We start from the raw sequence: 12,895 nt of genomic DNA, 5'->3' as shown, positions 1-12,895 counted from the left end.
CCCTGACCGCCATGTCAGGCGGCCGCATCGTCAGCTTGCGGCAACAGCTGCGCAACATCCAGCAACCGGATCAGGCGGCTGTCCTGAACGACAACGCCACGCAACATGTTGCGGGTGGTTTCGGACGCAAGATCGGGCGTTGGCTGTACGCCAGAGGCCGGGACAGTCAGAATGTCGGTAACGGCTTCCACCAGCAAGCCCACGATCCGGTTCTGGATCGCGGCGACAATGATGACGTTGCGATCCGTTTCTTCGATCGGTTCCAGTCCCAGCCGCCGGGCCAGATCAAGGATCGGCACCACGGCACCACGCAGATTGATCACCCCCTGCACATAGGTCGGGGCATGCGGCAACAGGGCCGGACGGCTCCAGCCCCGGATCTCGCGCACCGACAGGATGTCGATGCAAAAATCCTGACCTGCGGTCCGGAAGGCAACCAGTTCGCGGATATCAGGATCGGTGGCAAAACCAGAGGCGCGCATGACATTACTCCGCAGCGAGGGAAACGACGGGACGGGCCTGTATCGGGCCGGTGGCAGCAAGATCGGTAGGGTCAAGAATCAGCGCAACCGAGCCATCACCCAGAACCGTGGCCGCAGCGATGCCAGGGATCTGGCCATAATTGGCCTCCAGCCCCTTGATCACCACTTGCCGCTGATCGCGGATTCCGTCGACCATCAGGGCGATTGCGCCCTCATCACCCCGTTCGACCACAACCACGATTTCACCTTCACCCGGTTTCAGGCTGCGCCGGAAGCCGAGGGCCATACCGACATCAATCAGCGGCAGACAGCGCCCCCGCACGTCGAGGACGGAGTCGGTCTGGCCCAGATTGTGTCGCATCGACGCTTCGGGGCGCAGGGTTTCAATGATGGTCGAAACCGGCAATACTAGGGTTTGCCCCGCCGCTTCGAACACCATGCCATCCAGCACGGCAAGCGTCAGCGGCAGGCTGATGGTCAGCGTGGTTCCCTGGCCACGGACCGAAGCGATGCCGACCCGGCCGCCCAGTCCCGCGATTTCGGAGCGGACCACATCCATTCCCACGCCACGGCCTGACAGCGCCGAAACCTCAGTGGCGGTGGAAAATCCCGGCAGGAACAGCAGCGCGTCAATCTCTTGCGGAGAAAGCTCGGCCGTCGCGGAAACCAGCCCTTTTTCGATTGCGATCATCCGGACCTTGTCGCGGTCAATCCCTGCACCATCATCCTGAACAGTAATGACAATCCGGCCAGAGCGATGCGCGGCCGAAAGCTTGATCACGCCTTCATTCGGCTTGCCGATCTCATCGCGGCGCATGGGTTTTTCCAGCCCGTGATCCACCGAATTGCGAATCATATGGGTCAGCGGATCAGCCAGACGCTCGATGATGGTCTTGTCCACCTCCGTTCCCTCACCTTCGGTGACCAGACGGGCGGATTTTCCTGCTGCCATCGACGCTTCACGCACAATCCGGTGCATCCGGTCGAACAGCGGTTTCACCGGCTGGGCGCGGATCGCCATGACCGATTCCTGAATTTGCCGCGACAGCTGGCGCAATTGGTCCAGACTGCGATCCACCTCAACCGAGCCAAAGCCCGGCGATTGTTCAATAGCCTCGGTCAGCATTGCCTGATGTATCACCAGCTCGCCCAGAATATCGACCAGCCGGTCCACACGGTCGATATCCACGCGTATTGTCGGCCGCGGCCCGGCACCGGAGGCGGGTCCTGCGGATGGGGGCGGCGCAGTGGCGGCAGGGGGCGGCGGTGACTTGGTCGCGGCAGGCACCGGCGTGGCGGATACAGGCGCAAGAGCCGGAGAAGCAATGCGGGGGGCAGGCAGAGGCGGGTTATTCCTTGGTTCTGTGGAGGTGTCCGAGGCAAGCGTCAGGTCGCAACTGCCCTCAATAAACTCGAAAATCGCAAGCAGATCCTTGTCGGAACGCTCCGTTTGCAGCGTGACCGTCCAGCCCAGATAGGATTGACCGGGATCAAAATTTCCCGCCTCTGGCAAGGTACTCAGATCAAGATCAACCTCAACCTCATCCTCGGCGCAAAGGTCGCGCATGAGCAGCGCGGGATCATGGCCCGACGCAAATGAGCCCGCATGCGGCCTGAATGTCAGCGTCACGCGACGCCGCCCGGTGACCAACGGCATGGGCGAGAATTCCATGCCAAAGGGGCCATCAAGTGCCAGCGGCTCAAAGACAAACGCCTCCTCCTCTTTGTGGCCGCCGCCGCCCGCCTGCGCCTCAAGGGCCATGATCACCCGTTCATCCAGCTCTGGATCGGTGTTTGTGCCCTGACGCGACGCGGAAATCATGTCAGCCAGATGATCGCTGGCATGCAGCAACGCCCCAAGCAGCGCCGGTTCCGGTTGCAACTGACCGGCCCGCAGCGCGTCCAGCACGGTTTCAAACCTGTGGGCAAATCCGACCAGCGCCTTCAGGTCAAATGCCCCGGCACCGCCCTTGATCGAGTGAACGGCGCGGAACACGGCGTTGACAGTATCCGCTTCCTGCGCGCCGGTCTGAATCGCGCGCAACCCTTCTTCGAGTGCCGAAAGCAATTCGTCCGCTTCGACAAAGAAAATATCCTTCAGATCAACCGGGCCTGCCATCCCACCCTCACACAGCTGCAACGCGACGAATGGTGGAGACGAGCGATTGTTCATCAAACGGTTTGGTGATCCAGCCGGTCGCACCAGCCGTGCGGGCACGGTCCTTGAGCGTGGCGGCACTTTCGGTTGTCAGCACCAGAATCGGCACCCGGGCATACAGATCGCCATTGCGCACGGCGTCAATCAGACCAAAGCCATCCATTTTCGGCATATTCAGATCGGTCAGGATCAGGTCAGGCTCCGCGCCCGGCAGACGCTCGAGCGCGTCAAGACCATCTTCGGCCAGAACCACCTGAAACCCCGCTTCGGTCAGTGTCTGCCGCAGCATTTCGCGCATGGTAAGGGAATCGTCTACTGCAAGGATCCGCAGGCTCATGCCGCATCCTCCCCGATCAGGGACGATGCACCCATGATCCGCAAACAGTCGATACATTCAGGCGAAGGAGAGGCGAGCACCAATGCGCCGCCATCCCGCACCGCACGTTTGCGCGCCATCAGCAGCACCTGAACCGCAGCAGCGCTCAGGTGCCGGACGGCAGCGGCCTCAATGGTGATGTCGGGCTTCGCCCCGGCCGCATCAAACCGGCTTTCCAGTTCATACCACAAGGCCTGCGCCGAATCCGGTGTGACCTTCGCTGCAAGTTCAATTCTGCGCATCGTTTCATGACCCTCTGATCCGCCTCAGAGGGGCTGTTGCGACCCTCCGTGGGATCAAGGGGTAGCGCTGAAAGCCTGAAGGAACCGTTTAACTGCGCCACATATTGCAGGGTATTTTAACTGCTTGCGCCGGTTCCTCTGCATGTCGGGCCACTCACGGATGCCGACGCCGCACCGTATCCGACCGCCCCGGCAATACCAGCCGCGTGTCATTGCGCCGCTTTTCCGCTACGACCCGCCCCTTGGACACCACCGCCAGACGGTCCGGCCGCAGGCGCAACGCCTCAACCGGCGACCCGGCATCCAGCACCACCAAAGACGCGATGCATCCGGGGGTCAGCCCATACTCCTGCAACCCCATGACTGCAGCATTGTCCTGCGTCACCATCCGGAAACAGCGCGCCATCTCGTCCGGGTGGGTCATCTGCGCGACATGCAGGCCCATGAAGGCCACATCCAGCATATCCGCCGTACCAAGGCTGTACCACGGGTCCAGCACGCAATCCTGCCCCCAGCCCACCGTCACCCCCGCCGCCTGCAATTCACGCACCCGGGTCAGCCCGCGCCGCTTGGGATAGCTGTCATGCCGTCCCTGAAGGGTAATATTGATCAACGGGTTGGGGATCGCACACATCCCCGACTCCGCAATCAGCGGAATCAACTTGGACACGTAATAATTGTCCATCGAATGCATCGAGGTCAGATGCGACCCTGCTGCCCGCGACCCCAGACCATGCCGCGTCACCTCGCGCGCCATCGTCTCGACATGGCGGCTCATCGGGTCATCGGTCTCGTCGCAATGCACATCCCACATCAGACCACGCTCGGCCGCGATGCGGGCCAGATCGCGCAAGGACTCGGCCCCCTCCTCCATGGTGCGCTCGAAATGCGGGATGCCGCCCACCACCTCCACGCCCATATCCAGCGCGCGCAGCACGTTCTGCCGGCCCGTCGCGCTGCGATACAGGCCATCCTGCGGGAAGGCCACCAGCTGCAGATCGAGGTAGGGCGCCACCCGGCGCTTGACCTCCAGCATCGCCTCCACCCCGCGCAGATGGTCGGGCGTGGTGTCAACATGGGTGCGGATCGCCAGCAGCCCCATGCTGACCGCCCAGTCGCAATAGCGCAGGGCACGGGCCGCCATTTCCTCCACCGTGGCAACCGCGCGCAACTCGCCCCACAGCGCGATACCCTCCAGCAGCGTGCCCGAGGCATTCACCCGGGGCAGGCCATAGGACAAGACCGCGTCCATATGAAAATGCGGGTCGACAAAAGGCGGGCTGACCAGATCACCGCTGGCCTCGATCACCCGGCCTGCCTCGGCCGCGATCTGCCCCACCTCGACAATCCGGTCGCCTTGGATGCCGATGTCGGCCACCCGGCCATCCGGCAAGGTGCCGCCCCTGACGATCAGATCAAACATCACCGCTCCCCCTTGGTATAAGGCACCATCAACGCGGCTGGCACCTGCGCGCGGCGTGACATCACCACCAGCGCCAGAATGGAAAACACATAAGGCAGCATCAGGAACAGCTGATACGGCACCACCGCGCCCATCGGCGTCTGCTGCAAGCGGATCTGCAACGCATCGAACCCGGCAAACAACAGCGCGCCCAGCACCGCCTTGCCCGGCCGCCAGGCCCCGAACACCACCAGCGCAATACAGATCCAGCCGCGCCCGTTGACCATCTCGAAGAAAAACGACGAAAACGCCGACAGCGTCAGAAAACTGCCCCCCACCGCCATCAGCCCCGACCCCACCATCACCGCGCCGATCCGCACCCCGGTCACCGACACGCCCTGCGCCTCCAGCGCCGCCGGATTCTCGCCCGCCGCCCGAAGCGCCAGCCCCAGTGGCGTGCGATAGAGCACATACGCCACCAGCCCGGCGCAGGCAAAGGCGGCATAGGTCAGCGGCGTCTGCGCAAACAGCGCGGGGCCGAGCAGCGGAATATCCGACAGAACCGGCACCTCCCAGACCTGAAATGGCACGATCTTTGGCGGGCTCGTCACCTGCGGCAAGGCCAGCCGATAGGCAAAGTAGGCGGTCGCGGTCGCCAGCAGCGTCACCCCCAGCCCGACCACATGCTGGCTGAGGCCAAACGGCACCACCAGCACCCCATGCAGCAGCCCGAACAACGCCCCGGCGCCAAAGGCCACCGCCACCCCGCCCCAAAGCGGCAGGCCCAGATAAACCGCCATCCACCCGGCAAAGGCTCCGATCACCATGATCCCCTCGATCCCAAGGTTTAGAACCCCGGCCCGCTCGCAGATCAGCTCACCCATGGTGGCAAAGATCAGCGGCGAGGCGATGCGCAGCACCGCCGCCCAGAAACTGGCCGAGATCAGGATCTCAATCACCTGTTGCCCCATTCATCTTGGCAAAAATACTCCGCGGGGGTCCGGGGGCGCGAAGCCCCCGGCGGCTGGCCCAAGTCACGACATCAGTCATCCCCGCACCACCCGCACCTTTGTCAAGGCAATCGCCAGCACCATGAACAGCAGCGCCACCGCCAGCAGCATGTCGGCGATATAGGTCGGCACCCCGGCGGCGCGGCTCATCGCGTCGGCCCCGACAAACACACCCGCCACGAACAGCGCCGTCACCACCACGCCCAAGGGATGCAGCAGCGCCAGCATGGCGACGATGATGCCGGTGTAGCCGAACCCCGGCGACAGATCCAAAGACAGGTGGCCCTTTGCCCCTGCCACCTCGGACCAGCCCGCCAAAGCCGCCAGCCCGCCCGACAGCAGCGCGGTCTTGACCAGCACCGCGGTCACCGGCATGCCGGCAAAACGCGCGGCGCGGATGTTGGCCCCCACCGCCCGCATCTCGAATCCCAGCGTGGTGCGGGTATGGATCACCCAGACGATCCCCGCCGCTATCAGTGCCAGCCCAAAGCCCCAATGCAGCCGCAGACCCTCAACCATGCGCGGCAGCCGCGCCTCCGGGATCAGCGCGGCGGATTTCGGCCAGCCCATGCCCATCGGGTCTTTCAGCGGACCTTCCAGCAGATAGCTGACAAACAGCGCCATGATGAAGTTCAAAAGCAGCGTGGTCACCACCTCATCCACCCCCAGCCGCACCTTCAACAGCACCGGCACCAGCAGCAGCATCGCCCCGGCCAGCAGCGCCACCACGGCGCTGACGGGCAGCACAAAGGGCGCGCCCAGCGCCCCGGTGCCCAACAGCACCGCAATGATCGCGCCCGCATAAAGCTGGGCCTCGGCCCCGATGTTCCACAGCTTTGCCCGGAACGCCACCGCCACCGCCAGCCCGGTAAAGATCAGCGGCGTCGCGCGGTTCAGCGTCTCCAGCACCGCAAAACGCGACCCCACCGCCCCGGTCACGATCTGCCCCAGCACCGCCAGCGGATTGGCCCCGGCCAGCAGCGCCAGCGCCATGGCGACCAGCACAGTGGCCCCCAGCGCCAGCGCGGGCAGGCCCAGCTGGCGCAGCAGCGTCGGGTTGGCGACGGGTTCAAGCCGCATGTGCGAACCCCTGCCCGGCCATCCACAACCCCAGCTCCGCCTGGCTCAGCGCCCCGCGCGGAAATGCAGGCGACAACCGCCCCTCACTGATCACATGGATCACATCCGCCAATCCCATCACCTCGTCCAGATCCTCCGAGATCAGCAGCACCGCCGCACCTGCATCACGTGCCGCCACCAGCCGGGAATGCACATAGGCAATCGCCCCCACGTCAAGCCCCCGCACCGGCTGATTGGCGATCAATATGCCGGGGGTCTCTTCCATCACCCGGCCCAGGATCAGCTTTTGCATGTTGCCGCCCGACAGCAGCCTTATGCGGGCCTCCGGCCCCGGGCAGCGCACGTCATAGCCCGCAATCAGGGCCACCGTGTGCGCCCGCACCGCTGCCCAGTCGATGAACCCCAGCCGTGCAAAGCGCTGCGCATAGGTCTCCAGCACTGCATTTTCCGCCAGCGTGAAATCGGCCACCGTTCCGGTCTTGTGGCGGTCTTCGGGAATGCGCCCGACGCCTGCCGCAATCGCTGCGCGCGGGGTCCACTGCGCCACGGGCGCGCCGTCCACCCGCATCTCGCCCGCCTCTGGCCCCAGCGCGCCGCCGATCAGATCGGCCAAGGCCGCCTGCCCGTTGCCCGACACGCCCGCCAGCCCGGTGATGGTGCCCGCCCGCAGCTCCAGTGTCAGGTCGCGCAACGCGCCCGCCCGCACGCCCGTCAGCGACAGCCGGACCGGCCCCGGCACGCCCGGCGCGACGGTGGCCTCGGTCATCTCGGCCCCCACCATCAGCGCGGCCAGCGCGCGGCGGTCGGTGTCGCGGGTTGCCACCTGCCCCACCACCCGGCCATGGCGCAGCACCACGCAGGTATCAGAGTGCCCCATCACCTCGTGCAGCTTGTGACTGATGAAGATCACCGACAGCCCGCGCGCCGTTGCCAGCCGCAGGGTCTGGAACAACGCCTCGGCCTCTTGCGGGGTCAGCACCGCCGTCGGCTCATCGAGGATCAGGATGCGCGCGTCGCGGTACAGCGCCTTGAGGATCTCCACCCGCTGCCGCTCGCCCACTGACAAATCGGCGATGCGGGCCATCGGCGCTACCGCCAGCCCGAAATCGCGGCTCAGCGCCTGCACCTTGGCCAGCGCCGCCGCCCGCCCCCGGCCAAGGCTCCACAGACTTTTGGTGCCCAGCGTGATGTTTTCCAGCACCGTCAGCTGATCGGCCAGCGTGAAATGCTGGTGCACCATGCCGATGCCCGCCGCCAGCGCGGCTTTCGGCTGGCCCGCAGGCAAGGGCTGGCCAAAGACGGTCACTGACCCTTCATCGGCCAGATAATGCCCGAACAGAATGTTCATCAGCGTGGTCTTGCCCGCGCCGTTTTCACCAAGCAGCGCCAGCACCTCACCCTTGTGCAGCGTCAGGCTGATGGCGTCATTCGCCACCAGCCTGCCAAACCGCTTGGTGATCTGGTCAAGGCGGAGGACGACCTCCGCCCCGCTTTGCGCAAAGCTCACGACGATTTCGGCTCGCTGTCGTCAATGGTCACGGTAAAGCTGCCATCCATGATCGCCGCCTGCCGTGCCGCCACCAGCTCCATCGCCGCCGCTGGCACCTTGCCCTCGAAGGTTCCCAGCGGGGCCAGCGAACAGCCGCCCGCCTGCATATAGCTGTAAACGCCATAGTTTTCCGCCGCAAAGCTGCCCGCCGTCACCGCAGCCACCGCCGCCTCGAACGTCGGCTCGAAATGCCACAGCGCCGAGGCGACCACGGTTTCGGGGTAATCCGCTTGGGTGTCGATCACGTTGCCGATCGCCAGCACACCCTTTTCCGCCGCCGCATCGGCCACGCCGAAGCGTTCGGCATACAGCATATCCGCCCCGGCCTCGATCATCGCGAACGCCGTTTCCTTGGCTTTCGGCGGGTCGAACCAGGATCCGATGAAGGTGACCTGGAACGTCGCATCGGGCCGCGTCTCGCGCACACCGGCCATGAAGGCATGCATCAGGCGGTTCACCTCGGGGATCGGAAAGCCGCCGACCAGCCCGATATTGCCCGATGTCGTCATCGCACCCGCGATGATGCCCGACAGATAGCTGGCATCCTGAATGTAGTTGTCGAACACCGCCAGATTGGGGTTGGCCGCCGCATCCGGCATGAAAGACGACCCCATCAGGAACGCCACCTCGGGATATTCCGCCGCCACTTCGCGGGCCTCGGCCTCGACCCCGAAAATCTCGCCCACGATCAGTTTGACGCCGCTTTCGGCATATTCGCGCATCACGCGCGGATAATCGGTGTTGGCCACGTTTTCGGTATAGCTGTAATCGACCACGCCCGCCGCCTTGGCGGCCTCGGCGGCCTGATGGATGCGCCCCGCCCATTGCTGCTCCACCGGCACGGTGTAGATCCCCGCCACCTTCAGCGGCTCCTGCGCCAGCACCGCGCGGGGCAGGAATGCGGCCCCAAGGCCCAGAACCCCGCCGCCCAAAATCATTCCCCGCCGCGACACACCCCGTTTCATCCCGATCATCCTTGTCATCCCCCTGTTGTCGTTCTTGTTTGTTTGACCATACGGTAAAACCCATTTCCGATTCGCCACAAGCAATCGTTCCTCAGGGGGCCCGCGCATAGCAAACGCGCAATCATCACAGGCGTAAGGGTTGATGTGATGAAAGTGCGGGCAGCGGGGAAACAGCGCGCCGCGCGCGGTGGATGGCCTGCGTCAAAGCCTCCAGCGTGACCGGCTTGGTGATCACTTCGGCAAAGCCGGCCTCGTGGTATTCCTGCAAGTGCTGCGCCATGGCATTGGCGGTGACCGCCAGCACCGGCGGCAGACCGTCACGACCCGCCTTTTCCCGCAGCTCGGCCAGCGCGGAAAGTCCGTCCTTGCGCGGCATCGAAATGTCCAGCAGCACCAGATCAAACCGGCCGGGGGCCCACATCTCTACCGCCTCATCGCCGTCGCAGACCAGCATGACCGATATTCCCAGCCGCATCAGCATGGCGCGCATGATCAACCGGTTGGTCGGGTTATCCTCGGCCAGCAGGGCATTCAGCCCGGCAAGCTGACCGTCTGTCTGCGGTTCATCAGACCTGTCTGCCACCGCGTCCTGCACCGCGACCAGCGGCATCGGAAGCGTCACGGTCACTGTGGTCCCCTGACCAAAGGCGCTGACCAGCGCAATCTCACCCTCCATCAGCGCCACCAGCCGCCGCACGATCGGCAGGCCCAGTCCGGTGCCGCCAAAGCGCCGGGTGATGGAATCGTCGCCTTGGGTAAACTCCTCAAACACCCGCGCCGTCTGATCACCGCTCATCCCGATGCCGGTGTCTGACACCACAATGACCAGCTGACCGTCTGACGTGGCATGTTCGCAGATCGTCACCTCCACCGACCCAGCCTCGGTGAATTTTACCGCATTGCCGACAAGGTTGTGCAGCACCTGCAACAGCCGCTTTGCATCCCCCATCCGCAGCCTGTCGGCACCGGGACCAAGGGTCACGCGCAGGTCAACCTCTTTGCGCCGCGCAGCAAGACCGTGCATGGCATCAATCCGCTCCGCCAGTTCCCGCACATTCACCGGGGCCGGATCCAGCACCAGCTTGCCGCTTTCGATCTTGGCCAGATCCAGCAGGTCATTGACCACCGACAACAGATGCACCCCGGATTCGCGGATCGCGTTCAGCATGGTGCGTTGCCCGGGATCAAGCGTGCCGCCCGCCAGCAATTCAGCCATCCCCAGCACGCCGTTCAGCGGTGTGCGCAGCTCGTGGCTCATATTGGCCAGAAACTGGGATTTGGCCCGGTTGGCCGCCTCGGCCCGGTCAATCGCCGCGCGCAGATCATTCTCGGCCTGCGCGGCTGCTGTGATGTCGGTGATGGTGCAGACCACCCGCGCCGTCATGCCCGGATCAGGCAGTTCCGCCGCATTGACCGACAGCACCTTCTCCCGCCCGTCAGCCATCGCGATACACAGCCGCAGATCGCGGACAGCCTGCCCTTCGGACAGTGCCACACGACAGGGCAAGCCGGAAAACGGCAACGGTTGGCCATCACAATCGGTCAGACGCAACAACTCTGAATCGCAGACCTGATTCAAGAGCGCCTCGCCGGGCAGTTCGAAAATACGCTGCACCTCGCGGTTGAAGAACACGATCCGCGCATCCTCATCCACCGCCAGAATGCCCGAGCCCGAGGTTTCGGTCAGCGTCGCCAGAAAGTCGCGCTCGGCCTCCAGATCGCCCTCCAGCTTCTTGCGCGCGCTGATATCAAGATGAACGCCCGAAGTTGCCGTCACATTGCCCTGAGCGTCCCATGCGGTGATATGCCCGCGTGACGCGACCCAGACCCAGTGGCCATCCTTGTGGCGCAACCGCAATTCATCCTGAAACTGGTTGCTGCCGCTCGCCATGCGGGCCTGCATATTGCAGTTCAGCATCCGCCAGTCATCGGGATGCAGCAGGCCCTGCCAGACCTCATCGGTCACCGGCCCCAGCTCTTCCAGCGTATAGCCCAGCATCCGGACCCACAGCTCGTTCACATGGCAGATGCCCGCCAGCATGTCATGGTGCCAGATCCCCGCCTCGGCGCCCTCGATGATCTGTTCCAGCCGCTGCTCGGCCGCCTTGAGCGCCGAGACATCGACATGCACCCCCGACATGCGAACCGGCAGGCCATCGGCATTGCGCAACGACACCTGCCCACGCGACTGCACCCAGACCCAGTGCCCCGCCCGGTGCCGCAGCCGAAAAACCACATCAAAGCGGTCTGTTTCCCCCTGTGCCACACGCGCCACACAGGCCATCGTCGGCTCCAGGTCATCGGGGTGCAGCAGGGCCTGCCAGGTGCCCAGATTGATCGGCGCCAGCTCTTCACAGGTCCAGCCCAGCATTTCGGCCCAACGCGCATTGACCCGGTTTTCCCAGGTCAGGAAATCACACTCCCACGTCCCGGCCTGCGACCCGTCGATCACCTGCGACAGCCGGCGTTCATTGTCGCGTTCGGCAGTGACATCAATGCGCAGACCGACACGTCCGCCCGTCGGCGTCAGGCGGTCGAGGATCCGTATCACCCGGCCGTCCTGCAACTCGGACAATTTCTCGATGAACGGTTCGCGGCGGCGGGCCATCACCTCCTTTATCAGGTCTTCTTCCTGTCCGGGCGTGGCGGGCCAAAGCCCGATTTTCAGACCCGCGCGCAGCAGGTCTTCGTAGCGGCTGCCCGGCACCATCAGCGGCGCAAGCTCGGGGTACATGTTCACCATCTGGGTATTGACCATGACAATACGGCCTTCGGCATCGCACAGCATGAACCCGTGCGGCAAGGCCTGAACCGCCGTATGCAGTTCGGCCCGGGCGCGCACCGCCTCGTCGCGCACAGCCTGCACCTCGGCCAGATGCGCGCGCAATTCGCTCACATCCTCGACCATCAGCCAGACGATCTTCTGTCCTTCCCCACCGGTCAGCAGCAACCCCCGCAAAATCGCAGGAAACCCAGAGCCGTCGGGGCAGATGAACCGCTGGTCAAACGGACCAAACCTGCCGCCCTCATCCAGTTCTGCCACCGCCTGACTGATCGCAAGCGCATGATCAGGATGCAGGATCGAGCGGATGTTGACCCCGACCAGCGACTCGCGCGACCAGTCGCCAAAATCCATAAAGGCGGTGTTGGCTTCAAGGATGGTGCCGCTTTCAAAATCAATCAGCACAACACCAACCGGCGACAGATCAAACAACCGGCGCAGCAACTGGTCGCGCCGGGTAATCCTTGATGCCACCCACGCCGCCTGCGCCTGCCGCACAGAGGCTTTTGCCGCTGTATGATACAGCGCGATGACCGCCCGCAGGCCTGACTCCAACGCTTTGTGTACAGGGGCCGACAGCGTCTGTGGCACCCCTTCCAGACACCCCCCGCTATGGATGATCTGCCCCGGCCCCGGCTGCCCGGTCTGCCAGACCCGCTCTCCGATCTGCAGGCGCAGCGGCACGGACAGCGCACCCGACAGCTGGTTCAGCGCGTTTTGCACCGCCTCTTCAATGGCGGCGGGCCGGTAATCCGACAGCCCGGCCTCTGCCAGCCCGGCCAAAACCTCGGGGATCACCAGGAGCAATGCCCCGGCGTCGGTCACCGACAGGCTGTTCCCGTCCATCGC

At 64.5% G+C, this 12,895-nt stretch carries 10 protein-coding genes; all 10 read right to left on the bottom strand.

The annotated features are described in order from the left end of the window. Positions 1–14: 14 nt before the first annotated feature. The 10 genes from J2X53_RS08675 to J2X53_RS08630 all read right to left on the bottom strand — a co-directional run bounded on the left by J2X53_RS08675 (position 15) and on the right by J2X53_RS08630 (position 12,892). Positions 15–482: a chemotaxis protein CheW gene (locus tag J2X53_RS08675; RefSeq protein ID WP_349037093.1), complete on the bottom strand. Its 468-nt coding sequence runs from the start codon at positions 480–482 to the stop codon at positions 15–17. A 4-nt stretch (positions 483–486) separates the two neighbouring features. Continuing rightward, positions 487–2,655 carry a chemotaxis protein CheA gene (locus J2X53_RS08670; RefSeq protein ID WP_349037092.1) on the bottom strand — a complete coding sequence of 723 codons (2,169 nt, stop codon included), beginning with the start codon at positions 2,653–2,655 and terminating at the stop codon, positions 487–489. Further along, positions 2,609–2,977 (bottom strand): response regulator, encoded by a 369-nt coding sequence (locus J2X53_RS08665; protein WP_349037091.1) that lies wholly within the window; start codon positions 2,975–2,977, stop codon positions 2,609–2,611. The genes J2X53_RS08670 and J2X53_RS08665 overlap by 47 nt, the downstream gene beginning before the upstream one ends. Beyond that, a complete protein-coding gene (locus J2X53_RS08660; RefSeq protein ID WP_349037090.1) occupies positions 2,974–3,258 on the bottom strand; it encodes an STAS domain-containing protein in 285 nt (94 codons plus the stop codon). Before J2X53_RS08660 ends, J2X53_RS08665 begins: the two co-directional genes overlap by 4 nt. A gap of 154 nt (positions 3,259–3,412) precedes the next feature. After that, the gene (locus J2X53_RS08655; RefSeq protein WP_349037089.1) at positions 3,413–4,681 is read right to left on the bottom strand and encodes an amidohydrolase family protein; all 1,269 of its coding nucleotides are present in this window, start codon (positions 4,679–4,681) and stop codon (positions 3,413–3,415) included. Beyond that, the gene (locus J2X53_RS08650; protein WP_349037088.1) at positions 4,681–5,631 is read right to left on the bottom strand and encodes an ABC transporter permease; all 951 of its coding nucleotides are present in this window, start codon (positions 5,629–5,631) and stop codon (positions 4,681–4,683) included. Before J2X53_RS08650 ends, J2X53_RS08655 begins: the two co-directional genes overlap by 1 nt. A 75-nt stretch (positions 5,632–5,706) precedes the next feature. Continuing rightward, positions 5,707–6,750, bottom strand: coding sequence for an ABC transporter permease (locus J2X53_RS08645; protein ID WP_349037087.1), 1,044 nt, complete (start codon positions 6,748–6,750; stop codon positions 5,707–5,709). Beyond that, positions 6,740–8,257 carry an ABC transporter ATP-binding protein gene (locus J2X53_RS08640; RefSeq protein WP_349037086.1) on the bottom strand — a complete coding sequence of 506 codons (1,518 nt, stop codon included), beginning with the start codon at positions 8,255–8,257 and terminating at the stop codon, positions 6,740–6,742. The genes J2X53_RS08645 and J2X53_RS08640 overlap by 11 nt, the downstream gene beginning before the upstream one ends. After that, positions 8,254–9,237 carry a BMP family protein gene (locus tag J2X53_RS08635; RefSeq protein ID WP_349037373.1) on the bottom strand — a complete coding sequence of 328 codons (984 nt, stop codon included), beginning with the start codon at positions 9,235–9,237 and terminating at the stop codon, positions 8,254–8,256. The genes J2X53_RS08640 and J2X53_RS08635 overlap by 4 nt, the downstream gene beginning before the upstream one ends. A gap of 151 nt (positions 9,238–9,388) precedes the next feature. Beyond that, positions 9,389–12,892 (bottom strand): PAS domain S-box protein, encoded by a 3,504-nt coding sequence (locus tag J2X53_RS08630; protein ID WP_349037085.1) that lies wholly within the window; start codon positions 12,890–12,892, stop codon positions 9,389–9,391. Positions 12,893–12,895 lie beyond the last annotated feature (3 nt).

It is taken from the genome of Pseudotabrizicola sp. 4114 (genome assembly GCF_031457365.1).
In the GTDB taxonomy this organism is placed as follows: Bacteria; Pseudomonadota; Alphaproteobacteria; order Rhodobacterales; family Rhodobacteraceae; genus Pseudotabrizicola.
The sequence above is the reverse complement of the archived record's forward strand: the minus strand, read 5'-3'. Positions and strand labels throughout refer to the sequence as shown.